This is a genomic window from Desulfitobacterium dehalogenans ATCC 51507 (assembly GCF_000243155.2).
GTDB classification, from domain to species: domain Bacteria; phylum Bacillota; class Desulfitobacteriia; order Desulfitobacteriales; family Desulfitobacteriaceae; genus Desulfitobacterium; species Desulfitobacterium dehalogenans.
The window spans coordinates 4,111,536-4,137,289 of sequence record NC_018017.1 but is presented as its reverse complement, the minus strand read 5'-3'; the positions used below and the strand labels follow the sequence as shown (position 1 = coordinate 4,137,289).

Sequence of the window (25,754 nt, the reverse complement as noted above, 5' to 3'; positions counted from 1 at the left end):
AAATGTTGGCGATTTTTTAGATATTCTATGAGTTTTCGACTTTAAAATGAGATACTATAGAAAACTGGTTTTAATAGGATGCTTTGTCAACCACATAAATGGAGGGATTATGGTGAGTGTGATTGAACTCAAACGAATGGCCAATCAAATACGCCAGGATATTATTACCATGCTTGTGCCGGCCAAATCAGGTCATCCTGGAGGCAGCCTATCTGCTGCGGACATACTAGCGGTTCTGTATTTTCATGAGATGAACGTTAATCCGGAGGATCCCCATTGGGTTGATCGGGATCGCTTTGTATTAGCTAAGGGACATGCTGCACCGGTGCTTTATGCAGCCCTTGTTGAAAAGGGCTTCTTTCCCAAAGAGGAAATCCTGGGACTGCGCCAAACCGGTCGGATTCTACAAGGTCATCCGGATATGAAGAAAGTCCCCGGTGTGGATATGTCCACGGGCTCTTTGGGCCAAGGGCTTTCTGCAGCCAACGGGATGGCTCTTGCCGGAAAATTGGACAAGAAGGATTTCCGGGTCTATGTCGTCTTAGGAGACGGTGAAATGGCGGAAGGCCAAGTGTGGGAGGCAGCTATGGCTGCAGCTCACTATAAGCTGGATAATGTCATTGCCGTTCTCGACTACAACGGTCTGCAAATTGACGGAACAACGGACAAAATTATGTCCTCCGATCCTTTGAACGACAAATGGAAGGCTTTTGGCTGGCATGTCATTGAGGTGGATGGACATGATATAGAAGATCTACTGGCTGCCTTTGCCGAAGCTAAAAGTATAAAAGGAAAACCCACCATTCTTATTGCCCGGACCGTCAAGGGTAAAGGGGTGTCCTTTATGGAAAACCAAGTGGGCTGGCATGGGAACGCACCTAATGCCGAACAAGCAGAGCAAGCCTTGAAGGAATTAGGAGAGGAGGCGGCACGCCTTGGCTAAACAAGCAACACGGGATGCCTATGGTAAGGCCTTAGTGACCTTAGGGGCAGAAAATAAAGATATCGTTGTTTTGGATGCGGACCTGTCTAAATCCACGAAGACTGCTGATTTTGCAAAGCATTATCCGGAACGGTTTTTTAATATGGGAATCGCGGAAGCCAACCTTATGGGCACAGCGGCAGGTTTGGCAGCGGCGGGGAAGATTCCCTTTGCCAGCACGTTTGCCATTTTTGCCACAGGACGGGCCTTTGAGCAGATTCGCAACTCTATCGCCTATCCGAAATTAAATGTTAAAATCGCCGCCACCCATGCCGGTGTTACTGTTGGTGAGGACGGAGGATCTCACCAGGCGGTGGAGGATGTGGCCATTATGAGGGCTGTACCCAATATGACCGTATTAGTGCCTGCAGATGGGGAAGAAACCCGGCAAGTCATCCGCGCAGCTGCAGACTATGAAGGCCCTGTCTATATCCGTATGGGCCGGCTAGATGTTCCTCTGCTCTTTGATGATAACTATAAGTTTGAGATCGGCAAAGCCAATGTCCTTCGGGAAGGCTCGAACTGTGTCGTTTTTGCTAACGGAGTCATGGTGGCAGCAGCTTTGGAAGCTGCTCAGGACCTTGAAGAAGAAGGACTTGATGTTGCGGTGGTTAATGTGGCTTCCGTAAAGCCTCTCGATGTGGAGACCATCGTCGCTTGTGCCCAAAAGACCGGTGCGGCAGTCACTGCTGAAGAGCATAATATTATTGGCGGTTTGGGAAGCGCAGTGGCCGAAGTCTTAAGTGAATATAGACCTACTCCTTTAGTACGGGTTGGGATGAAGGATACTTTTGGTGAATCTGGCCGTCCTTTGGAGTTGTTGGAGAAATACGGCTTGACCAAAAAGGAAGTTGTGGAAGCAGTGAAAGCGGTTATTGCCAGGAAATAGAGATTCCCAAAAGGTAGGAGCGGGGAGGGATAGGTTTTGAGTAATCCCTGTGGTATGACTAAAGCTAATATTCTTCGACAAACCGAAGTGAATGGGATTCTTATTTATTTGGGTACGGGTGTCAATCCCGTGAATTCTCCAACACAATTTTTTGTGGCATGGGGCAATACAATAAAAAATGGCCTGATTCACACCTTCAATCGCGAAGAGCCTAATGAAGGTTGCCTTTGGTTCATTGATGAGGATGAAGCGGAGACAAAATTTTCAGCCTTGGAGAAAGCTTTAAAAGAGAATCTGTAACCCATAGTGTTATAAACCCGATTTTTCGAATCGGGTTTTTTCTTTTACCCCCAACTTCTTCTTTGAAATAAGTTTTTGGCATTTTGATAACAGGAAATCCATACCTCATGTCGAATTACCTTATAGGTTTGGATAAAATGGGAGCTCAAGGAGAATTCAAGGAGGCCTAGGAAAAAATGATCCAAATGACGAATGTATCGAAGATCTATCCGAACGGCGCCAAGGCCCTTGTCGATATTAGTCTAAAAATAGACAAAGGGGAGTTTATTTTTCTGGTGGGACCCAGTGGTGCGGGGAAATCCACCCTGATCCGCTTGCTCTACCGTGAGGAATTGCCCACCCGGGGTCAAGTGACCATGAATGGTAAAAGTATGATTCGTATGCGGGAACGGGAGGTTCCCCATCTGCGTAGAAATATTGGCGTTATATTCCAGGACTTTCGTCTTTTACCCAATAAAACGGCCTTTGAAAATGTGGCCTTTGCCTTGGAGGTTATCGGTGTTGGCAATCGGGAGGTCAAGAGCCGGACGAAGAAAGTTCTGGAGCTTGTGGGCTTAGCCAATAAAGAGAAAGCCTTTCCTCATGAGTTATCCGGAGGGGAGCAGCAGAGGGTTTCGGTAGCCAGAGCTATTGTCAACAATCCCTCCCTTTTAGTGGCGGATGAACCTACGGGTAATCTGGACCCGGAGACTGCCTGGGAGATTATGGAGCTGCTCTATAATATTAATCGCAGAGGAACGACCATTGTGATGGCCACTCATGCCCGGGATATCGTCGATCAAATGCAGAAGCGTGTCATAGCGATTGAAGATGGAAAAGTTGCACGTGATCAGAAGCAGGGGGCTTATGGATATGGCGTTTAATTCTCTCGAGTACATATTTCGCGAAGTAACTCACTCTATTCGCAGAAATTTATGGTTAAGTATTGCTTCAGTGCTGACGGTGATGATCTCTATGGTCATTTTAGGAGCATCGGTGTTCTTCTTGCTCAATGCCTCGAATCTGGCTTCGGATTTTGAATCCGAACTGCAGATTGCCGTGTTTGCTCAGGATGATTTGAATTCTCAAGAGGTCGGGGCTTTGGGTGAGAAGCTCAAAGGCTTGGCGGGGGTGGACACTATTGAGTTTGTTCCGAAAGAGCAGGCTTTGAAGAATTTTTCCGGTTCGATGAGTTCCACGACCATTGTCTCGGATTTAGGGGGCACGAACCCTTTCCCGGATAAATATACCGTCCATGTAGTGGACCCGCAGCAAGTTGAAAGTGTGGCCGACCGGATTACTAAGCTGACCGGTGTGGATAATGTAGTCTATGGGAAAAACCTGGTAGAGCCCTTGCTGAAGTTTACCAAGTGGCTCCGCTGGGCGGGAACAACGGTGGTAGGGCTGTTTGCCATCGCCTCCCTGATTTTGATCTCTTTAAACATTAAGATGAATGTTTTTTCCCGTCGTAAGGAAATTGAGATTATGAAGCTGGTCGGGGCGAGCAATGCCTTTATTCGCTGGCCCTTTATCTTGGAGGGGATGTTTTTAGGATTGGCAGGGGGTTTGTTGGCTATCCTGCTGGTGGGGTTCGGCTATGATTGGCTGGCTAAGTACATACAAACCACGTTGGCCTTTATGCCCGTGGTTAACGAAGCAGGGCTCATCGGAAAGGTACTGGGTTCCATCGTCCTTTTAAGTATGGGAATAGGTGCGGCAGGAAGCGTGATTTCCTTAAGACGTTTCCTGAAGGTTTAATGATCAAGGAGGGAAAAAAATGACCAAGAAAAGAGGAGCAATAGCCTTTTTACTTACAACAGTATTGCTTGCAGGTTCCGTCATTCCACTTCAAGCCGGGGAATTAGAGGACGCCATAAAAGAACAAAGGGAGCTGCAGAAGAAGGGAGAACAGGCCCGCAGCCAGCTGAACAATCTTACCCATACTGCCGATAAACTTCAAAATCAGATTAAGAGTTTAGCAACTCAGATTACCGTAGCGACGAATAGCTTGAATGAAAAACAGGTTGCTTATAACCAGGCTGTGGAGGCAGTGAACCAATCCGAGCAGGAGTTAAAGAAGCGAGAGGAAGAACTGGCCAATCGCCAAGAGGTGCTGCGGAAACGGGTCAAAGAAATCTATCAGGTAGGTCAAGTCAGCTATCTGGAAATTCTTTTTGAAGCAGAGGACCTCAGTGATTTTATCACCCGGGTGGAGTATTTTAACCGTTTGATTGACAATGACCAGAAGATTCTAACCGATATTGGCTTGGAAAAGGCAAGAATCGAAGAAGAGACGAAAGTATTGCAAGCCCACCGGGATGAAGCCGCCAAGCTTAAGGCTGAAGCAGAGAAAGCCAAAGCAGAACTGGATGCCAAGAAGAAGGAGCACCAAGTAGCCCTGGATACCAATAAAAAGGCTCAAAGTGATATTTTTGAACAAATCGAGCAAATGGAAGCGGACTCTAACGCAATTGCCGAAAAGATCCGCAAATTAACGGCCAATTCCGGTGTGGTTCATGGAACCATCAGCACCTATCCCTTACCCGGATGCTATGAAATCAGCGACGCCTATGGCTGGCGGATTCACCCTATAACGAAAAAGAAGAGCCTGCATACTGGGACGGACCTCCCCGCGCCCACGGGGACGAAAGTCTTGGCAGCAGGGAATGGGGAAGTCATTATGGCCGATTGGTATGGAGCCTACGGAAATGCTGTTATCGTCGATCATGGAGGGGGATACACCACTCTTTACGGCCACAATTCCAAGCTGGCCGTTAAAGTAGGAGATATGGTGAAGGCCGGCGATGTGGTGGCGTATGCTGGCTCAACAGGCTGGAGCACGGGGCCTCATCTTCACTTTGAAGTGCGTATAAAAGGGGAATCTACGGATCCTATGCAATTTTTTCGCTAAACAGAAAGAATGAGTCTGCGGAAGCACAAGGGCAACCAAAGGCTTCGCATTCTTATGCCTTCTATGAAGCGACAAATGCGAAGCCTGGTTTACTTTGAAATAAGTATGTCCTGAAGTGGATAGGCATATAATATAAAAAATAATAAAAGCCCGCCACTTATCTCCTACCAAAGATCAAGAGATGAGTCACGGTAAAAAACGTCCCAAGAAAGGAACATAAGATGATTGGGATCGGATCAGTGTAGGAAGGGGATATGGATTTGCAGGAGAGTCGATGGAAAGAGTATTTGAAAAACTTGGGATGGGTTCTTGTCATAGGGAGTTTGATTTTTACAGTGGCTGTCGGAGGGTTCATTGTAACTCATCTGGATCATGTAGGACGCTTAGCAAAAGTGGTCCAGCTTGTTAAAAGTGACTATCTTGAGGAAGTGCCTGTAGACACCCTAATTGATGGTGCCACTAAAGGAATTGTGGATTCCTTGGGCGATCCCTATTCAAGTTATATGAATGCTCAAGAGAATGAAGAGCTCATGCAACAGATTGAAGGGAAATTTGGCGGGGTGGGGATTATTTTAAGTCTGAAGGATCCTCAAAAGCTTGTGGTGCTGAGACCAATCAAAAATACCCCGGCAGCTAAAGCCGGACTACAGCCCGGGGATGTTATTATTAAGATCGATGATGTGGACGCTACCACCATCGATCAGGAAAAAGCGGTATCCCTAATGCGTGGGGATCCTGGGACCAAAGTTACCCTGGTGGTCTATCGAGAAAGCATTAAGCGAAATGTCACCGTCCCTTTAACCCGGGAAAATATAGCGGTACCCACGGTAGAAGGACTGGCTTTGCCAGGGAACTCGGACATAGCTTATATCGGAATTTCACAGTTTTCCTCTAATACAGCTCTTGAACTCAATGAAGTTCTGCGAAATATGGATATCAGCCGTTACAAAGGGATGATCTTGGATTTACGCTATAACCATGGCGGAGAATTGGAATCCGCTGTGGGAGTAACCAGTTACTTTGTTCAACCTGGCCCCATCGTCTATATTGTAGATAAAGGAGGCAACACCGTAACCAAGGCTTCAGAAGGTAATTATTTAGGCATTCCTTTTGTGGTTTTAGTTAACGAAGAAAGTGCCTCTGCTGCTGAAATTGTTTCAGGGGCGATTAGAGATCGTGGAACAGGCACCCTTGTAGGCGTCAAGACCTTTGGTAAAGGGATTGTGCAGACGATTTACCAACTGGATAGCGGGACCAGCGTGAAGCTGACCACCGCGAAGTATTTGACTCCTAATAAGATAGATATCCATAAAAAGGGCATCGAGCCCGATGTACAAGTGAAGCTAAAGGATGGAGAAGAAGCGACTCTTTCTCCTACCACAAAAGCCTTCGATACCCAGCTTACGGAAGCACTGAAGGCGCTTCGTCAAAAAATGGAATAGCTGCAGTGGGACAGATTTCTGTCCCGCTTTTTGTTTTCCCCAAAATCCTGTGACCCCTGACCTCCCTTATGCATACACTACACCGCAAGCAAAATTTCAAGGGGGAAAGGACATGGGGAATAAACCCAATGGACGACATTACTTTGCAGAGGGGATTACCAATCGCGGATACATATCGCTTCTACCCAATATGATGTCAGAATGGGAACGTACTTATGTCCTGATTGGAGGGCCGGGAACAGGCAAATCCACCATGATTAAGATGATTGGACTGGACCTTCTTGATCGCGGGTATGAGGTTGATTTTCTTCGCTCCGCATGGGATCCGGATTCTATGGCGGGAGTGCTTATTCGCCGTTTCAACTGGGCAATCCTTGATCAATATGAGATCGCACCTCTGCATTGGCGCGCACCTGGGGTGATTGAGCGTTTTATTGATTTTTCCAGATATTGCAATCAAGGAAAGCTTGAGCAACAAAGATTGGGAATCCTTGAGCTTGAGGAAAAGATCAAACATGGGCAACAGAAAATAGGCGAAATTTTAGCCGAGGAATTCGGAGAAAGAATCCGAGAAAGGTTTTATTTAAAGGCCGAAGGTGGTAGACCTTGGTTGCCGAAGCTTTATGCTTCAAATTTATTTAAAGAGGCAAAAGGCCCCTGGAGCAAGGCTCAGGATGCCTTGAAAAAAATCCAGAAGAGTGCCGTTCAATCCTTCTTTCTTCATGGAATTAGTACGGAGGGCTGGCTGAACTTAGCCCCTTATTTCTTGACAGACTATGACCAGATTCGTTTCGATGGGGAAGAGGCACATGAAGCTATGGAATGGGTTTTGAAAGAAGCGGAACAGCTGGGGCAGGTTATTGATATTGTCTTACATCCTCTTTACCCTGATGAGATTCTGGGCATCGTTTTTCCAGAAAGAAAGCTAACCATCTGGCAAGGGGATCCGGAGCATCTAGGGGATCAAGGACTTGGGCGTCCTTTTAGCAATGATCTCAGAGAAGCCCTTCTGGGCACCCAGAAGTTGAGAGATAAACTTAAATCCATGTATACGAAAACGGTTGACTTCGATCAAGTGGATAGTATGAAAACGGATTTATTAAGTTCTGCTTTAAGAGATATGGACCCCAAAAACCTATAAAAAAAGAATGATCTTCAGAGTCATACCATTGATTGACAGCAGTTGCCTTTCATATTTCATACAATCAAGGGAAGACTAGAAATACTCATGATAAGCACCAACAAAACGGTGCTTTTTTGATATTGCGAAACAGAAGGTTTTCTATAGAGTGGATCGACCCTGGAAAGGAGCGTGTTCCATGAAAAAAGTGCCCTCCATGATCATCGTGTTACTCCTAAGTATGGCCTTAACCGGCTGTAACATGCAAAATATTTTTGGCGGCTTAATGGGGAGCAAGGAGAAAACATCGAGTAGATCCTCCCAACAGGAAGAGAAAAAAATAATAGCAGTAGCTTTAAACCAGGAGGATCCTAACAAAGACATGTTTCTTCTCGGTATCCAGGAGATGGCCGAAAAAGAAGAAATGGAAGTTAAGGTTTTGAACAGAGAAGACCAAGGGAATTCCCAAGCCCTTAAGGATGCTAAGGTTCTCATTCTTCAAGAAGGGGAGCAATCCTTTTTAAAGGAGGCGCAAAAAGGAGATATACCGATTCTAGCCTTAAATGGCCTGCCTTCCGGGGTGAAAGCCAAGGGGGTCATCCTACCGGATCCGGATCAGGTGGGAAGGCTCATGGCTCAGCAAGTCCAAGGAAAAGTCACTGAAGGGCAGGTTGTCTATCTACAAGGGGAAGCAGAAGATCCTATCGCTCAAATGAATGTAGCGGCCTTCAAGCAAGAGTTGGGTAAAGATTCCAAATTGACGTTACATAGCATTACAAATCCTCCCGAATCGGAAACAATAGCCATACAAAGCCTTATGGAACATTTGCAGAAAAACTCCGGTCAAGTTAAGGCTATCTGTGCCAAGAATGAGAAACTCATTTCGCTGGCCTATGAGTTGCTTAAAACCATGGGACTTACCGATAAAATTTATCTTATGGGTGGAGAAGCTAATCCTAAATCATTGCATAGGATTGCCTCTGGCAGTCAGATCGCTGACATTGATACAGCGCCCTATGTTCAAGGTGCTAATGCATTTCAATGGGCTCAGAAATTAATGGATAAGCAATCCGTAGACATAACCCAATCCATTACCGGTGATCAAGGTGAAGTGGCGGCTAAGATTATTCCAGTTAAAACCGTGACAACGGAAAATCTCGCCCTCATTCAGAAAAGCTATACAAAAGCAGCAGAAGCTCAGAAAGAGCTAGAAAAGAAAAAGGAAGAGTCTCAGGCGAAGGGTTCTGGAGGCCAAGGGAATCAAAAAGGCGGGGAAAAAAGCAGTAATGGTAGTGGTAGTGGTAGTGGCAATAGTGAAGAAAAAGGTGCAGAATCCAGCAGTCAAGGCCAGGAAAGCTCCTCTTCGGGACAGAGCGGGGGACAGGGAGTTATGCCTGAAGGAGTAAAGAAAGTGACTGAAAAAGTCCATACGGAAATTATCCGCGAATACCTTGATGAAAAAGGCAATGTTCTGGGAACAGAAAAAAGTGCCAATGATCAAGTTCGGACCGTCCCACCGGAAATGCTCCTGAAAGAACAGCAGCAACAGAAACAGCAAGGGGGGCAGAAAGAGCAGGAGCAAGGTAAGCAGGGCAATCAAGGTAAGCAAGGTGAAGGCGCTTCAAATGAAATGAAACAGGGTGCAGGAGGTTCCTAATATTTCCAGCGAAAATTAACAAAAAAGCCGAACATATTTTCGGCTTTTTTGTTTTGTTTCCTATGGAGAAGTGATATAATCTTGCTTAGAATGATTTAAAGACCAGAACAAATAGTAGAACTTATAAGTTTTATAAGAAAGGAGATTGGAGCAACTCATGGAGTTCCGTTTACAAGCCCCCTATAAGCCCTCCGGGGATCAGCCCCAGGCGATTGATGCTCTGGTCGAAAGTATACATTCCGGCAGACGTCATCAAACCTTGCTGGGGGTAACAGGTTCAGGAAAAACCTTTACTATGGCCAACATTATTGAAAAAGTTCAACGGCCTACTCTGATTCTCGCTCATAATAAGACTTTAGCGGCTCAGCTTTACACTGAGTTCAAGGAGTTCTTTCCGGAAAATGCTGTGGAGTATTTTGTCAGTTACTATGATTACTATCAGCCGGAAGCCTATGTCCCTTCCAGCGATACCTATATAGAAAAGGATTCCTCTATCAATGATGAGATTGATAAAATGCGCCACTCCGCTACGGCAGCTTTATTCGAACGTCGTGATGTGATTGTGGTGGCCAGTGTATCTTGTATTTATGGTTTGGGTTCTCCCGAGGAATACCGTGATCTGATGGTTTCCTTACGACAGGGGCAGGAAATTGACCGCAATGAAATTTTAAAAAAACTCATATCCATTCAGTATGATCGCAATGATATGGCTTTTGAACGAGGAACCTTCCGTGTCCGTGGAGATGTAGTTGAAGTCCATCCCGCCGGGTCCGGTGAACACGCTATTCGTATCGAAATGTTTGGGGATGAAATCGAACATATCTACGAGATCAATGTTCTAACAGGTGAAATACTAGGAGAACGCCGACATGTTTCCATTTTCCCGAACTCTCACTATGTCACGGCACGAGATAAAGTATTAGTAGCTGCCGAGAATATTGAAAAAGAATTAGAAGAGCAGCTCAAACGATTTAAGGATGAAAATAAACTTTTGGAAGCTCAGCGTTTAGAACAAAGAACTCGTTATGATCTGGAGATGCTGAGGGAGATGGGGTTTTGCAACGGTGTTGAAAACTACTCCCGCCATTTAACCTTCAGAGAAGCAGGAGAAACCCCCTATACCCTTCTGCACTTTTTCCCTGAGGATTACCTTATGATGATTGACGAATCCCATGTCACTTTACCTCAAGTTCGCGGTATGTATGAAGGGGACCGTTCCCGTAAAACCACCCTGGTAGACTACGGATTCCGGCTTCCCTCCGCTTTAGATAACCGCCCCTTGAAATTCGCTGAGTATGAAGAACTGGTCCCCCAACGAGTCTATATCAGCGCCACTCCCGGCCCCTATGAGCTGGAACATTGTCCCCAGATTGTGGAGCAGATTATTCGACCCACCGGGCTTTTGGACCCGGAGATTTCTGTCCGGCCGACAAAAGGTCAGATTGATGATCTTATCGGGGAAATCAACCAAAGGATTGAACGGGATGAACGTGTTCTCGTCACCACCCTGACCAAAAAGATGGCAGAGGATTTAACGGATTATCTGAAAAACCTCAATATGTCCGTCAAATACCTCCACTCCGATATTACGACTTTGGAGCGGGTGGAGATCCTTCGGGAATTGCGTTTGGGAGATATCGATGTCATCGTGGGAATCAACCTGCTCCGGGAGGGCCTGGATCTTCCGGAAGTTTCCCTGGTTGCTATTCTCGACGCGGACAAAGAGGGCTTTCTCCGCGCTGAACGCTCTCTGATTCAGACCATTGGCCGCGCCGCTCGGAATGCCCAAGGGAAAGTCATTATGTATGCGGACCAAATAACCCGCTCCATGAGAGTGGCTATCGACGAAACCAATCGCCGCCGGGCTATTCAGGAAGCCTATAATGAAAAGCACGGGATTATCCCCCAGACCATTCGCAAAAAAATCCACGAGGCTCCGGAAGCCACCAAGGTTGCAGAAAAGAAAGCAGCCTATGGCTCGAAAATGCCTGCTGAAGAACTGGCAGAACTGCTTAAGAGCCTGGAACAAGAAATGCGCTTAGCTGCCAAAGATATGGACTTCGAACGAGCGGCCGAGATCCGCGATGCTATTATCGAACTTAAAGGGGAAGAGAACAAATATAAACGCCCTACTCAAGGCCGTGCTCGCAAAAGGGAGTCGCCGGCTCCGGCAGGTCGCAAGAGTGCGCCCAGGAAGAGGAGTAAGTAGAGTAAGTTGCTTTGGTCGATGAAAGATGATCTCCAGGATTTTGCGTTATACCGTTCGCTCAGAAAGCTGCGCGGTGCAAAACTAACGCTCAAGCTCTCCGCTCCGAAAGGTACCCGGCCAAATCGCTCCTGCTCAATGGCCGGTTGGAAACGTCCTGTTTCCAACCTTTCTCCGCTGCTAGCTTTTCGCGAAGTTTGGCATCCTGCTCGCTTTGAAGGCGCTCACTTTTGTAATGCAAAATCCTTGGGTTGAATCTTAAGGCGTTTAAAGTATTCTTTAATGCATCAGTGTTATGGTCATTCTTAAAATCAGTAATACTGGTCTAAGCTCTTATATCGTTTCATTCTCGAACCACGGAGATTGGTTTGCCGTTCCTTGACTTGAATGGGCCAATGGGTAAACACCTATTATGTGAACTCTCAGGACGAAGCCCCTAAGGATAGCTGTTAACTTTTTCTTCAGAGCTGCTCCTGAAAAGACCCCAGAACCCCCCCAAGGATTTTGTTTTAAGGCAGAGAACGGATTTAAGCGAGCAGGTAAGCAATCTTCGTGAAAAGTCTGCAGCGGAGTCGGGTTGGAAACAGGACGTTTCCAACCGGCTATGAGGCAGGAGCCGATTTAGCCGGGCACCCGACGTAGCGGAGGACTTGAGCGATTAGATTGCTCCGCGCAGCTTATGGAGTGAACGCCGAAAGCAAAATCCTGGAGACACTATATCTATAGAAAACTACCCAAAACAAGCTCATACAACAATCTAATCTTTACCGAGGAGGCCCCCTATGACCCAGAACTTTATCAAAGTCCGCGGCGCCCGCGCCCATAACTTGAAAAATATTAATGTGGATATTCCCAGAGACCAGCTGGTGGTTGTCACCGGCTTATCCGGCTCCGGAAAATCGTCGTTGGCTTTTGACACCATTTACGCTGAAGGCCAACGCCGCTATGTTGAATCTCTGTCTGCCTATGCCCGTATGTTTCTCGGGCAAATGGACAAGCCGGATGTGGATTATATCGAAGGCCTGTCTCCGGCCATCTCCATTGACCAAAAAACAACCAACCGTAACCCCCGTTCTACAGTGGGAACGGTGACGGAGGTCTATGATTATCTTCGTCTCCTTTATGCCCGGGTCGGCCATCCCCATTGTCCACAATGCGGCAGAGAAATCAGCCAACAAACGATACAACAAATGGTGGACCAGGTCATGGTCTACCCTGAACGCACCAAGCTCCAAATTCTTGCCCCCTTAGTCAAAGGGAAAAAAGGGGAGCATGTCAAAGTGTTGGAGGATGCCCGCAAGGCGGGATATGTACGGGTAAGGGTGGATGGTGAAAATCGGGATTTAAGCGAAGAGATTAAATTAGAAAAAAATAAGAAACACTCCATCGAAGTCGTGGTAGACCGTATCGCTTTAAAGCCTGATAGTGCGGTCCGTCTGGCTGACTCCCTGGAAACGGCTTTGAAGCTGGGGGAAGGCAATGTCCTTGTGGACATTATTGAAAATACGGAAATCCTTTTCAGTGAAAATTTCGCCTGCCCGGACTGCGGTATAGCCCTTGAAGAGATTTCTCCCCGTCTTTTCTCCTTTAACAGCCCTTATGGGGCCTGCCCTGATTGTACGGGCTTAGGGGCGAATCTGGAAGTGGATATAGACTTGATCATTCCCAATAAGAAGCTGAGTCTGGGCGAAGGAGCCATCGTACCCTGGGCCAAATCCCAATCCAGCTACTATCCGGCCATGATGGCTGCGGTCAGTGAAGCCCTCGGTTTTACCATGGATACTCCCTTGGAAGAACTCTCTGAGGAGCAATGGAAGGGCCTGCTTTACGGAATTGAAAAGCCTATAAAATACACGTTTATGAGTTTCTTTGACGATAAACCCAAAGCCCATACAGGACCTTTTGAGGGGCTTATTCCCTTTTTTGAGCGGCGCTACAAGGAGTCCACTTCCGATTATGTCCGAACTGAAATCGAAAACTTTATGAGCGAGCATGATTGCCCTGCATGCAAAGGAAAGCGCCTCAAGCCGGAGGCTTTAGCGGTGACCGTAGGAGAACTATCCATCGATGATTATACCCGCTTGCCGATTACGGAAGCTTTAGAGTTTATCACCCAATTGCAGCTCAGTGAAAAAGAACAGACCATCGCCCGGCAAATTCTCAAAGAGGTTCGGGAGCGCCTGGGATTCTTAGTCAATGTAGGACTGGATTATCTTACCTTGCATCGGGCGGCGGGAACACTCTCCGGCGGAGAAGCCCAGCGGATTCGGCTGGCTACTCAGATTGGTTCCAGTTTGACCGGAGTTCTCTATGTTCTGGATGAGCCCAGCATCGGCTTGCACCAGAGGGATAATGAAAAGCTCCTGGCGGCCTTAAAGCATCTGAGAGATTTGGGCAATACTTTGCTGGTGGTTGAGCATGATGAGGATACCATGCTGACTGCGGATCATATCATCGATATCGGCCCGGGAGCAGGAGCCCATGGAGGGCGGATTATTGCCGAAGGAAAGATCGAGGAGATCAAAGCCAATACTGAGTCCATCACCGGGCAATATTTGAACGGCACCCGGAGAATTCCTGTTCCTGCGGAAAGGAGAAAGCTCAACGGTAAGTGGCTGGAGGTTAAGGGAGCCCGTGAAAATAATCTGAAAAACATCAATGTCCGCATTCCCCTTGGCGTTTTCAATGTGGTCACAGGCGTATCGGGTTCGGGAAAAAGCACCTTGGTCAATGAGATCGTTTATAAGACCTTGGCCACCAAGCTTAACAAAGCAACCAAGCTGCGTGCCGGACTCCATAAGGTCGTTGAAGGTTTAGAGCACTTGGATAAGGTCATAGATATTGACCAATCCCCTATTGGCAGATCTCCCCGTTCCAATCCTGCCACTTATACTGGGGTATTTGATTATATTCGTGAACTTTTCTCCCATACTCCCGAGGCCAAAATGCGTGGTTATGCTACTGGGCGCTTTAGTTTCAATGTCAAAGGCGGTCGCTGTGAAGCCTGTAAAGGGGATGGCATCATCAAGATTGAGATGCACTTCCTCCCGGATGTCTATGTTCCTTGTGAAGTCTGTCGGGGAGCCCGTTATAATCGCGAGACCTTGGAAGTAAAATATAAAGGGAAGAGCATTGCTGAAATCCTCGACATGACGGTGGATGAGGCGGTGGAATTTTTCCAGGCTGTTCCCCGAATTTTACGGAAGATGCAAACGCTGCAGGATGTGGGGCTCGGCTATATCCGGCTCGGTCAGCCGGCGACTACCCTGTCCGGTGGTGAGGCTCAGCGGATTAAGCTGGCCACTGAACTTAGTCGGCGCAGTACGGGTAAGACTATCTATATTTTGGATGAGCCTACCACAGGGTTGCATATGGCCGATGTGGATCGTTTGCTGGAAGTGCTTCATCGCCTTGTGGATGGGGGCGATACCGTCCTTGTCATTGAGCATAACCTTGATGTGATCAAGACTGCGGATTATCTCATTGATCTTGGTCCGGAAGGAGGCAGTGGCGGAGGCCAGGTGGTCATCACGGGAACCCCGGAAGAAGTTGCCGCTTGCCCAACATCCTACACCGGTAGATTCCTCAAGAAATATCTGAGCTGATCAATAACTATGAGTATGACTGTTAGAAATTGGCGGACGATTCCTCCAAATAAGTCATAAGATATATTGAACTGCACTCCGATTGCTGGCAAATAACAATAGGAAGTGCAGTTCAGTTTTTTTGTCTTCTTTATGATCCGATAGTAACAGGGTGTAGCTATGGCTTGAGCGCTAGGGATTATGCTTTAATAGGGACACGCTTAGTAAGATCACGAATGCAGCAGAGGATAAAACCGATAACTATAACGGAACCGAGGAAGGAGGCTGCCGTAGGGAGAGTGAGAGAGAGGAGCAGCGTTCCAAAGGGTAAGAAGACGCCTACAGGCATTCCCCAAAAAGAACTATAAACCATACCGAGAAGGATACTAAGCAGGATTGTCCCCAGCCCAACCAATCCATTATAGCGGTAATAGGCTGAGCCGATCATCCACCCGACCACATAGTAAAAGTATTTTCCTAATGTGGCGAGGATAATTCCTATTAGGGAAAAACCGCTGGCCTCCAGAGGAGAAGGAACAATGAGTGTCTGGATGAGGTTAGCGATGAATACCTCTTCAACCTCCAGCTCAATGGCGGAAGAAGATTCCAGGACAAGGGACAGGTTCAAACCGTTAACAATCAAATGCTCTAAACCGGCCAACAGCAAAGTGACCAGAGTGATAGCTATAGCCAAGGCAAAAGAGCCTAAGGCTGCACCTTTAAAATAATCTTTGCGGGTTACACCATTCTGAACATAATGAGGGAGAAAAGAATAAGCAGCGATAATTCCTATAACCAGCATGTAGATTCGTGAAGAAACATGGGAAGCTACGAAAAAGCTGGTGCTGGTGATGTTGTCATCCCCTACATTGAGGGCGATGATATGCTGGATAATTTGAACAAGCACAATAATGCCGAGAAAGAAGAGAGTCCAGAGTCCCTGGGCCATAAATAAATCTGCTGCTACTTTAGGATAAACGGCTTTTTTGGTGTTCATATTATTCCTCCTCCTTGGTCAAATGTATGAACAGATCCTGAAGAGAAACGGGCCCGATCTGCAATCCTTTAGCCAGAGCGGATTGTTGCTGTCTCTCACTAAGGACCCCGTAGATCATGACTGATTTGGTATTGCCAAGTCTTTGTTCATTGAGCTTTTGCATCCCATGAATAAATTCATCCACCACTTCAGCTGGACCGGTAATAGAAGAGGCCCGGGAGATAAATTCTTCATAATTTTCTTGGAGGATGAGACTTCCCCGATCCAAGATCAGCACCTCATCAAAAAGGTAATCCATCTCCGAGACCAAGTGGGTGGAGAGGATAAAGGTACGAGGATAGTTCCCTTGATCCGCCAGCAGCTCCTGGTAAAAAACTTCCCTGGTGGGAGCGTCCATTCCCAGATAAGCTTCATCCAGAATGGTAATGGGACAGCGGCTGGCCAAGCCTATAACCACGTTAAAGACGGATTGCATTCCCCGGGAGAGACTTTTCAGAGATTTATTCATAGGCAGTTTGAAACGTCGAGTAAGATAATTGGCATAGTCCTTATCATAATGGGGGCGATAGCGCTCCACTGCTTCCAGTAATGCAGGAACCTTTTCTGATTCATCCTTATAGTCTTTCTCGTAGATAAAGCAGACTTGCTCCATCACCGATGCATTTTCGAAGGGCTCTTCCCCATTGATGAGAATTTTTCCTGAGGAAGGCTCCCGGAAGGAGGCGAGCAAGGAAAGCAAAGAAGTCTTTCCTGCACCATTGCGACCAATGAGGCCATAGATTTTACCCTCTCCTAATGTAAAGGAGATATTTTTTAAAGCAGGAAAATTTTTATACTGAAGAGATACATTATGAACCACAACTTGAGTGCCCATAGAATCCCGTCCTTTCATCGTAGTAATCAACAGCTCTTCATCCTTCGGATAAGTTCAATTATTTCTTCTGTGGATATCCCCAGTTTACCAGCCTCTTGGAGTAAGCCTACGAGATACTCATTAATAAAGGCATCCTTACGCTTTTCCAGGAGCCGATCCCGGGCTCCCTCTGTCACAAACATGCCTAAGCCTCTTTTCTTAAACAAAATACCCTCGTCAATCAATTGATTAACCCCCTTGGATACCGTTACATGGTTGATCTTATAGAAATTGACCAGTTGATTGGTGGAAGGAGCTTGCTCGCCCTCCTTAAGCTGATTGTTAACAATTTGATCTTCAATCAATTCCCGGATTTGAATATAGATAGGTTTGTTATTATCGAATGGTTGACTCAAGGAACGACACCCCCCTTCATAGAGTAAAATAAGTGTTCAGCGCTGGATAAAACACAGACTATTATGGTTATATACTTATGTATATAACCATAATAGAAAAAACGTCCCGCGTCAAGAGGAATTGGGGAGAATTTTCAATATCTGGAGGTAATAAGAACCTGAGGTTAATAGCTTTGGAAAGGATTCCTTCTTCGGCTTGTCGAATTAAACAATCGAGGAGTTGAAGTCATTTGAATATCAAACTGGTGGCCACGGATTTGGATGATACCTTATTAAGAGATGATTTAACCCTATCGGAGCGGGTCATTGAAGCTATCCGGCAAGCAAGGGAGCAAGGCGTTTATGTGACCTTTGCCACAGGAAGGATGCCCGCTTCGGCCAGACTCTATGCTGAGCAATTGGGGTTGGACGTTCCTATCATTACGTATAATGGAGCCATGATTCAGGAGGCTATAAGCCGGAAAATTCTTTACCGAAAAGTAATTCCTGTGGCCCTAGCCCGGGAAGTGATTGGCTTTTTATTGAGGGAAAAGGTGCACTTTCATATGTATCGGGAGGACAGGGTTTTTGTTCAGGAAATGAACGAATGGTCCCAGGCCTATGGGCAAAAAATCAGGGTCACTGTAGAAGAGGCTGACCTTATGACAATCCTTGAAGAGGAAAAAGAGGGCGTGGAGAAGATCATAGCCTTTGGATCCCCTGAAGAGCTGGCAGGATTACGGCAAAAGTTATGCCAAAAGTTACCGGATAAGCTTCATTTAACCTCTTCCAAACCTTATTTTCTGGAGATGAATCATCAGGAAGTCAATAAAGGAAACACCCTGCTCACCTTTGCCGAAGGGCTGGGCATCAAGCGGGAGGAGGTCATGGCGATTGGAGACAGTCTCAACGATATGGAGATGATTCGGTGTGCAGGCCTCGGAGTAGCTATGGCTAATGCTCTGCAAGAGGTAAAGGATGCAGCTGATGTGGTAACCGCTTCCAACGAAGAGGATGGCGTTGCCAAGGCTATTGAGGAGTATGTTCTGCTTAAACATAAATAAACCTGGACAGAAAAAGGACATAAAAATGCCAAAGAGATACTTTAAAAGGCTCTCTTTGGCAAAATCCAGGGTTGAAGTCGGTGAAAGGGTTAAGGCGATATGACGCGAATCTGCGGAGTAATTTCTAAGGTCGCCGTGCCCGTCACGCCGCTTTGGGGATCGGTAATCGTTACTGTAACCCCGGTCAGGGAGTAAGCATCCAGATTCGGACCGAAATCCACTTTCAGCAGGCCCTTGTAGGCTGTGGCAGCAATACCCACATCACTGGTAGCCTTTAGATTATTGGCAAGAGATGAGTTGGTAATATCACGGCCATTTTGATCCTTTACAATATAGGTTGCATAACCCATGTCGTTACTGATGCCATCGCTCCAAGCTATGCCCAGTTTTGTTGAAGTGATCTTGATTTCACTAATTTTCTGGTCGGGGTTTGGGGGCGGCAATTCAGGTTGGGGAATACCGACGGGATAAGTGTAACTGGAGGAACCTGCGTTTGAAGTTGAGTCGAGGCTCACTGCTGAACCACTCGCTCCGTCAAGGAGTATAATGGTAATGGGTTTGCCCGTATCTGAAGAAGACTTAAAGGTTATGGTTCCTATCCCTTGACTTGGATCTAAAGAAATAGATGAGCTTAGGGTAGAAGTTGCACGTAATTGAGAGGCTGGAATTTCCGCGGTAATATCTTTACCTGTCTCATCAAGCAGTTGATATTTAAAAGTAGCGGTATTTGTTCCGGTTTTTGTGTAGTTGCTCAAATTCATCGTTCTATATTTTTTAGTTGGTGAATCCACAGCAACAAGGCAAGAGGCTTGGCTGCCGTCTTTTGTTTTTACCGTAATATGGGCTGATCCATAACCCATACCCTCAACTTTTCCCTGGCTCACCGTAGCCACAGTCGGATTGCTGGACAGCCAAACAAGCTCATTGCCGGTTCCTTCAACTGAACCTGACGACATATCCAGTATAGCTGTCAGAGATTCACTTTGTCCCTTGGTCAGAGTTATAAAGGTTTTATCCAGTCTGATTCCCACCGGTAAATCAGCAGGGGGCTTTAAATCCTGCATGACCTTATCCGGAACGATCCCTGTTCCGCCAAACACAGTGAGATGATCTAAGTTCACCAATCGTTGTTGATAATACTTTTTCGTCGTATCAGGAGTAGCGTTATTGACGAGAATAATCGGCTCGGATTTTTTGGCTGCCAGTGCAGAGCCGGAAAGAGCGTCGGCAAATCCCTCTCCACTGGCAATACAAATGGCTCCTGTACTGAATAAGTTATTGAATTTTTCGTTGACAGCGATATTTCTGGCATATTTATCAGCCCCGACGATACGCTCAACATTAGGAAATTGACTGGCGACCTTGTCGCTAATAACATCTGAATAGCCAATTACATAGGTTTTCGTGATATGAGCCGAATTTAAATCAAGATATTCTTGGACAGAGTTTGCTAAAGAGTCGCCGGAAACTAAAAGAATCGGAATCTGTTCGATTGCCGCAATGGGTGCCACAGAAAGAGCATCCGCAAAATCATCACCGGTGCAAACGAACAATTGGGACGGTGAGTTTTGAACTTGGTCGGCAATTTTTAGAGCGGTCTCATACCGGTTCTGACCGGCAAGCCGGGTTGTAGAGATTCCCATGGCTTGCAGTTCTGCTTCAATAGAAGGTGCAATAACTCCGGTTCCGCCAACGATGATGACCTGGTTCACCTCTAAATCGGCTAAAGCCTGTTTAGTGGGTGTCGGCAAACTATCTGAAGTAGTTAATAGGATCGGTGCATTATGTTTTGGGGCCAGGGGTGCACTTGCCAGTGCATCCGGATAGTTTTCGCCGGAGACAAGAATCGCATAGTCTGAATGTGACCATTGCTTGGCAATGGTTGCTGCCGTTTCATACCTGTCTTGGCCAGCCAATCGATTCACTGTTGGTGCTGTGCTTGCATAGGTTAGCCCGGGAAAAACTAAAGCAAAAAAAATGGTGAATGTTAAGAAGATACTTGTTGCTTTCTTCTCAAATGTCATCTGTTTCGCCTCGCTTTTCTATTATTTTACAATTATAAGTATATCACCTTAAGTTTTAAATTCAACTAATAAGATAAGATTGGGGTATTGACGCTGATAATCATTTGGTGCGTTAAGTTTCCCTGAGCTATCATAACCTTGGCCCATAAGAAAGGGTTCGCTTTAATTAAAGAATATTAAATTTTTGTTAACTCTCATTTTCGCGGAACAAAAGGAATGCGTTATACGTCTATTAATGTGAAGGATTCTTGCTTATTGAGAAATCTTTGACGTACAAGGGAGACAGGCAGAAGAAAAGAGGCGTATAATCATGAAAAAAGACAGCAGAGTATGGAGAAGATTCGGGCTAACATTACTTATTATAGGGGCCCTCGCTTTAGTGGGGTGCAGTTCGCTCTCCTTAGAATCCTTCAAAACGTTCAAAGGATTTCATATGGCTCAAGAGAATAAGCAAGGTACAGGAGGACAAGATAAATCTCCGGAAGAAAGCTCTCAGGGCGATGGCAACACTGCAGAAAACCCCATTTATGAAGAAAAGGATGACCTCATAAAAGAGGGTAACGAAAATTCCAACACCAATGAAGAAGGGACCGATGATCCCGTTTTTATAGAAATTCCTCCTGCGCAAAATTCTCAAGAGAGTCCGGCGAATATGTCTCCGGAACCGGCTCCTCCAGGGACCCCGGTTCGTACATTTTATGAATTATCCGGCACACCTCCCACTGCTCCGGGCTTAGCTATGAAGCATCGTGTATTTAAAGAAGAACCTTCGAAAATTGTTTATTTAACCATCGACGACGGACCCTCGGAAAATACAGCCCCTATCTTGGAAGTACTCAAGAGGGAAGGGGTTAACGCTACCTTCTTTGTTATCGGGAGCCAGGTCGAAAGATACCCTGAGTTGCTCAAAAAGGCCTATGAACAAGGCAATGCTATTGGCAATCATACTTATTCTCATAATTACAGTGAAATCTACAAAAGTCCAGAGGCATTTGTAGCTAACCTGAAAAAGAACGAAGATTTAATTTACCAACTTATTGGTGTTCGCCCCAAGGTGATCCGTACTCCGGGGGGAACCCACGGAAATTTTCATATCAGTTACTATAACGCAGTGGATGCGCTGGATTATTTAGTTTATGACTGGAATGTAAGTACAGGGGATGCATCGGCACCTCTGGTGTCTGCGGAGACTATTATTAGGAATGTCAAAGAACAAGTCCCTGGTAGAGACCGAATTATTCTTTTGATGCACGACGCTCCGGGCAAATGGACGACAGTGGATGCCTTGCCGAAGATTATTCGTTTTCTCAAGGAGCAAGGCTATGAGTTCGGAGTACTATCCCCTGAGGTTGCCCCCATTCTCTTCCCAGGAGGGTTTCACGATTAGGGTTTAGGATCAACTCAGGAAAGGGCTGTGTTAAAACTTGCTAATGGTTTTATCACAGCCCTGCGTTTGTCTGTATCATCATTAAAAAAGGCGGCCTTATCCACTTTCAGAGTAGGATAAGGTCGTTTCTTACCCTACTCTGAAAAAGCCCCGGAAGCTGATTCTCCAGGATTTTGCTTTCGGCGTTCACTCCATAAGCTGCGCGGAGCAATCTAATCGCTCAAGACTTCCGCTGTGTCGGGTTCCCGGCCAAATCGCTCCTGCTCAATGGCCGGTTGGAAACTTCCTGTTTCCAACCCGACTCTGCTGCAGTCTTTTCGCGAAGATTGCTTACCTGCTCGCTTAGAATCCGTTCTCTGCCTTAAAGCAAAACCCTTGGGCTGTCTTTCGGGTCTGAGCAGTGCAGCTACCCGACCAAGACAACCTGCCCTGAAAAAGACCTGAAAGAGAGTAGCAAAAGCCCCAAAAAAGCGCTGAAAAGGGACCCGCAAGCGTAGCTTTACGCACAGGAGCGAACGGATTTAGCGGAGGGGCGGTCGGGTTAACGATGCTTTCTTAACGTTGCGGAGCCACCGGTTTACATCAGGTATTACCCAAAGGTTTGGCGGAGCTGTTAAGAAAGCGAGTGGACCAGCCCTGGAGCTATGGAGTGAGCGATGTGCGTAAAGCTACGCGACCCGAGTAAACGCTTTTTTATTTTTATACAGTCTTTTATATACATTACATCAGCCGGTCCCGAATCACGGTGTAAATCTGAGGATCATCTCCACCGGGATACCAGATGGATATTCCTCGAATATTATACTGATTGACGATATCCACGAAGGTAGCAAAGTAAATTGCATTGATAAACCAGACTTCGTGGACTATTTCATCAGCATCAATATAGCTGAAGTGAGGACCCCCTTGGGGATCCTGAATAATCTGAGCCCCGTATTGCTGGGCTAGACGGATTGCTGCGTCATAGGTAACACCTCTCCTGGTGGTTCCCCAATCATAACCGTAAGTAGGCAAACCGGCTTCCAGTTTTGAGCTAGGGATAACGGTCACCGCATAGTCAAGGACTTCCTGAATCCAGCCGACTGGGGCAATAGAGCCGGGAGTATCCCAGCTATAATCATAGAGCATGAGGCGAACAACATCTACAATACTCCCAATCCCCAAATAATCATGGCCGGCGCTGACCGGCTCGTCGGCATAGGTCTTCGCTTGAATGGCTACGTATAGCTTTTTGTTATAGGGTACCAGAGCTGTTTTGAGCTCTCTTAGGAAAAGGACAAAAAGATCTCGATCAGTGACTGCAATATTTTCGTAATCGATCTCGATTCCGGCATAATTCATGGAAAGAACTTTATTAACGATTTGGGTAACATGGCGTTGACGGATGGTGGGGTTGTTCAATACAGTGGAGATCAGTTGTTGATCATAATTATTGGCGATTAAAGGTATAAGCTCGATCCCTCGAGAGAGTGTGAATTCAATCAATGCAGAGTCTTCGCCATTAGGATAAAGGAGCAAATCTCCTGTTGGGGTGAGTTCATACCAGAAGGGAGAAAGAGTTGTGAAAAGTTCAGCATGCTGGCGTACTACAGCCATGGCCTCCTGTTGTACCCAATAAGGAATCCAAGCTGAAAAAGTATGTCGTCTTCCGGGTCTTTTGGGTATTACGATTTGTTGGCCGATGCGCAATTGGTAGGGGTCGACACCAGGGTTGGCGGCAAAGAGCTCATCTACCGATACTCCATAGATCAGTGAAAGCTTGTAAAGAGTATCGCCGGCTTTAATGGTATAAGGGACGTAGTCTGGTTGTGGAACAGGCTGGAAGAGAACATTGTAAGTAAGGGGGCCTACGATCCCATCAGGGGTCAATCCCCTGTCCCTCTGAAAGCGGATTACAGCTGCCTCTGTCTTAGCGCCAAAGGTTCCATCGATGGGTCCGGGTATGTATCCCAGCTCACTTAAACGGACCTGGACTTCGGCAACATCGTTTCCTCTGGACCCTCTACGTAAAATTCTCATCATATCACCTCTGAATACAGCGCTATACTATAAACAGTATATTCATAGTCTTAATAGAAAGGTGACAGTACATAAGATTTTGTTTAAATCTACTTTTTCAAATTTTATTTAATTATTATTAAAAATTTTTATATAGAGATAGAATTGGCATAAGAATTGCAATAAAGCCGGGATAAAGCTATACTAGAGAGGGAAGGAGTCGATCCTTTTTGCGAATTTTGTTGGTCGCATTGAATGCGAAATATGTGCATACCAATTTAGCTATACGGTACTTACGTGAAAGTGTTCGAGGAGAATTTCCGGATGTTGATCTTCGGGAATTTACCATTAATGAGCCGATTGAGCGGATTGCTGCCGAGATATATGAAGTCAAGGCAGATGTCATTGGTTTTTCATGTTATATCTGGAACTTGAAGGAGACCTTGGCGGTTATCCGTCAGTTAAGACCGACTTCTCCCCATACCCGAATCCTGGTAGGGGGACCGGAGGTTTCTTTCGAAGCAGAAGCCTTTTTAAGAGAAAATCCAGAAATTGATGGTGCGGTTCTAGGGGAAGGGGAGATTACCTTCCTGGAACTGATGCGGGCTTGGGAATCGGGTTCCGAACCCTCCCAAGTACAGGGGCTGGCCTGGCGATCTTCCACACAAGAGATCGTTCTAAATCCGCCTCGTCAGCAGATAGCCATGGCTGAGCTTCCTAATCCATATAATCATAAGGAAGAGCTTCAAGGGCGTCTTGCCTATGTAGAGACGACTCGTGGCTGCCCTTTTAATTGTCAATACTGTCTTTCTTCCACCTTTCAAGGGGTTAGGTATCTCCCCGCGGAACGTTTTCGCGAGATCTTACGTCAAACCTTGCAATGCGGAGCACGGACCATTAAGTTAGTGGATCGCACTTTTAATGTGGATAAGGAGCATTCCTTTAAAATTTTGGATATTGCCCGGGAAGAAGCAGCCCATTATCCCTCGGAGGCAGGGATTCGGATCCATTGCGAGATTGCGGGGGAGTTGCTGGATGAGGATTGGCTTCATTATTTGCAAGACTATCCTAAGGATCTGGTTCAATTTGAGATCGGGGTGCAGTCCACAAATCCGGAGACCCTAGCCATCATTTGTCGCCCTCAGCATTTTGAACGCTGGGCAAAGTACGTCCGAGAGATTCGCAGTATGAGTAAAGCTCATCTGCATCTGGATCTCATTGCCGGGTTGCCTAAAGAAGGCTGGGATAGCTTCCGAGGATCCTTTAATGAAGTGTATGCCGTTCAACCAGATATGCTCCAGTTAGGCTTTTTGAAGGTGCTTAAGGGGTCGGGGCTGCGGAAGAAGAGCAAGGAATATGGGCTCGTCTTTTCCCCGGATCCTCCCTATACCGTTTTGCAGACGGATGATTTAAGCCATGATGAGCTACTCAAGCTTCACCGTCTGGAAGATATTCTTGATCGGTATTATAACTCGGGTCGCTTTGGTCATACTTTGGACTGGGCCATCGGAAGGTATTCCACGCCCTTTGATTTTTATCATGAATTTGCTGAATATTGGCATCAGCAGGGGTGGTTCAGACAGAGTTGGTCAGCTAAGGCCCTTTTTGAAAAGTTATGGGCTTTTTTCGCATATCAGTCCTTTCGTTCAGACATATGCGCACCCCTAAGAGAACGGTTGAGATTGGATTATTATTTGTGGGAACGCCCCAATAGTGTTCCAGCATATCTGCTCCTTCCTGACGAGAACCTTCCGCCAAACTATCCGGAGATAAAGTACTCCTTTCAGCAGGATCCAAGATGGGCTCATATCATACCGGAGTTTCGCGGGATGGACCGCCGGCAATGGACTCGGGCAACAGCAGTGGAATATTTCCAAGAGCCACAGCCCCAATGGGTACTGTTTTTTTATCAAAACGGACGGACACAAACCTATCCCATCCGTACAGATTAATGAAGCGTTATGAA

Annotated in this window: 20 protein-coding genes; 14 read left to right on the top strand and 6 right to left on the bottom strand. The window is 46.4% G+C overall.

Annotated elements, in window-relative coordinates; translation table 11 throughout:
- The first annotated feature begins 109 nt into the window (after positions 1–109).
- From DESDE_RS19735 to uvrA, 11 genes are all read left to right on the top strand, one after another.
- Positions 110–943, top strand: a complete 834-nt coding sequence (locus DESDE_RS19735; RefSeq protein WP_019851478.1) for a transketolase — start codon at positions 110–112, stop codon at positions 941–943.
- Positions 936–1,871 (top strand): transketolase family protein, encoded by a 936-nt coding sequence (locus tag DESDE_RS19730; protein WP_014795789.1) that lies wholly within the window; start codon positions 936–938, stop codon positions 1,869–1,871. Before DESDE_RS19735 ends, DESDE_RS19730 begins: the two co-directional genes overlap by 8 nt.
- A 36-nt stretch (positions 1,872–1,907) precedes the next feature.
- Positions 1,908–2,171 carry a hypothetical protein gene (locus DESDE_RS19725; RefSeq protein WP_014795788.1) on the top strand — a complete coding sequence of 88 codons (264 nt, stop codon included), beginning with the start codon at positions 1,908–1,910 and terminating at the stop codon, positions 2,169–2,171.
- A 176-nt stretch (positions 2,172–2,347) separates the two neighbouring features.
- Positions 2,348–3,034, top strand: a complete 687-nt coding sequence (ftsE, locus tag DESDE_RS19720) for a cell division ATP-binding protein FtsE (protein WP_014795787.1) — start codon at positions 2,348–2,350, stop codon at positions 3,032–3,034.
- Entirely contained in the window at positions 3,024–3,908 is an 885-nt protein-coding gene (gene ftsX / locus DESDE_RS19715) for a permease-like cell division protein FtsX (RefSeq protein WP_019851475.1), read from the top strand. The genes ftsE and ftsX overlap by 11 nt, the downstream gene beginning before the upstream one ends.
- Positions 3,909–3,927: 19 nt before the next feature.
- On the top strand, positions 3,928–5,061 hold the full coding sequence (locus tag DESDE_RS19710) for a murein hydrolase activator EnvC family protein (protein WP_014795785.1): 1,134 nt from the start codon (positions 3,928–3,930) through the stop codon (positions 5,059–5,061).
- A gap of 254 nt (positions 5,062–5,315) precedes the next feature.
- Positions 5,316–6,503 (top strand): S41 family peptidase, encoded by a 1,188-nt coding sequence (locus DESDE_RS19705; RefSeq protein WP_014795784.1) that lies wholly within the window; start codon positions 5,316–5,318, stop codon positions 6,501–6,503.
- A 112-nt stretch (positions 6,504–6,615) separates the two neighbouring features.
- Positions 6,616–7,644 carry a hypothetical protein gene (locus tag DESDE_RS19700; protein ID WP_014795783.1) on the top strand — a complete coding sequence of 343 codons (1,029 nt, stop codon included), beginning with the start codon at positions 6,616–6,618 and terminating at the stop codon, positions 7,642–7,644.
- A gap of 178 nt (positions 7,645–7,822) precedes the next feature.
- Positions 7,823–9,280 carry a sugar ABC transporter substrate-binding protein gene (locus tag DESDE_RS19695; protein WP_014795782.1) on the top strand — a complete coding sequence of 486 codons (1,458 nt, stop codon included), beginning with the start codon at positions 7,823–7,825 and terminating at the stop codon, positions 9,278–9,280.
- A gap of 157 nt (positions 9,281–9,437) precedes the next feature.
- On the top strand, positions 9,438–11,489 hold the full coding sequence (gene uvrB / locus DESDE_RS19690) for an excinuclease ABC subunit UvrB (RefSeq protein WP_014795781.1): 2,052 nt from the start codon (positions 9,438–9,440) through the stop codon (positions 11,487–11,489).
- 779 nt (positions 11,490–12,268) lie between these two features.
- Positions 12,269–15,091 carry an excinuclease ABC subunit UvrA gene (uvrA, locus tag DESDE_RS19680; protein ID WP_014795780.1) on the top strand — a complete coding sequence of 941 codons (2,823 nt, stop codon included), beginning with the start codon at positions 12,269–12,271 and terminating at the stop codon, positions 15,089–15,091.
- Positions 15,092–15,269: 178 nt separating this feature from the next.
- Here the strand turns inward: uvrA and DESDE_RS19675 are convergent, their stop codons facing one another.
- The 3 genes from DESDE_RS19675 to DESDE_RS19665 are packed head-to-tail and all read right to left on the bottom strand — an operon-like array spanning position 15,270 to position 17,336.
- Entirely contained in the window at positions 15,270–16,067 is a 798-nt protein-coding gene (locus tag DESDE_RS19675) for a hypothetical protein (protein WP_014795779.1), read from the bottom strand.
- A gap of 1 nt (position 16,068) precedes the next feature.
- Positions 16,069–16,941, bottom strand: a complete 873-nt coding sequence (locus DESDE_RS19670; protein ID WP_014795778.1) for an ATP-binding cassette domain-containing protein — start codon at positions 16,939–16,941, stop codon at positions 16,069–16,071.
- Between the two features lie 26 nt (positions 16,942–16,967).
- A complete protein-coding gene (locus DESDE_RS19665) occupies positions 16,968–17,336 on the bottom strand; it encodes a GntR family transcriptional regulator (RefSeq protein WP_014795777.1) in 369 nt (122 codons plus the stop codon).
- 230 nt (positions 17,337–17,566) lie between these two features.
- Between DESDE_RS19665 and DESDE_RS19660 the strand changes: the two genes are divergently transcribed.
- A complete protein-coding gene (locus tag DESDE_RS19660) occupies positions 17,567–18,379 on the top strand; it encodes a Cof-type HAD-IIB family hydrolase (protein WP_014795776.1) in 813 nt (270 codons plus the stop codon).
- 89 nt (positions 18,380–18,468) lie between these two features.
- On the opposite strand, the gene DESDE_RS19655 is transcribed toward DESDE_RS19660, so the two are convergent.
- A complete protein-coding gene (locus DESDE_RS19655; protein WP_014795775.1) occupies positions 18,469–20,403 on the bottom strand; it encodes a cell wall-binding repeat-containing protein in 1,935 nt (644 codons plus the stop codon).
- Between the two features lie 310 nt (positions 20,404–20,713).
- Between DESDE_RS19655 and DESDE_RS19650 the strand changes: the two genes are divergently transcribed.
- Entirely contained in the window at positions 20,714–21,790 is a 1,077-nt protein-coding gene (locus DESDE_RS19650; protein ID WP_014795774.1) for a polysaccharide deacetylase family protein, read from the top strand.
- 212 nt (positions 21,791–22,002) lie between these two features.
- Here DESDE_RS19650 and DESDE_RS19645 read toward each other — a convergent pair whose 3' ends face one another.
- Both DESDE_RS19645 and DESDE_RS19640 read right to left on the bottom strand, forming a co-directional pair.
- Complete coding sequence (locus tag DESDE_RS19645) at positions 22,003–22,281, bottom strand: hypothetical protein (RefSeq protein WP_050981854.1); 279 nt, start codon at positions 22,279–22,281, stop codon at positions 22,003–22,005.
- A gap of 229 nt (positions 22,282–22,510) precedes the next feature.
- Positions 22,511–23,809, bottom strand: coding sequence for a glycosyl hydrolase family 18 protein (locus DESDE_RS19640; protein WP_014795773.1), 1,299 nt, complete (start codon positions 23,807–23,809; stop codon positions 22,511–22,513).
- Between the two features lie 209 nt (positions 23,810–24,018).
- Here DESDE_RS19640 and DESDE_RS19635 point away from each other — a divergent pair, with 209 nt between their 5' ends.
- A complete protein-coding gene (locus DESDE_RS19635) occupies positions 24,019–25,740 on the top strand; it encodes a B12-binding domain-containing radical SAM protein (RefSeq protein WP_014795772.1) in 1,722 nt (573 codons plus the stop codon).
- Positions 25,741–25,754 lie beyond the last annotated feature (14 nt).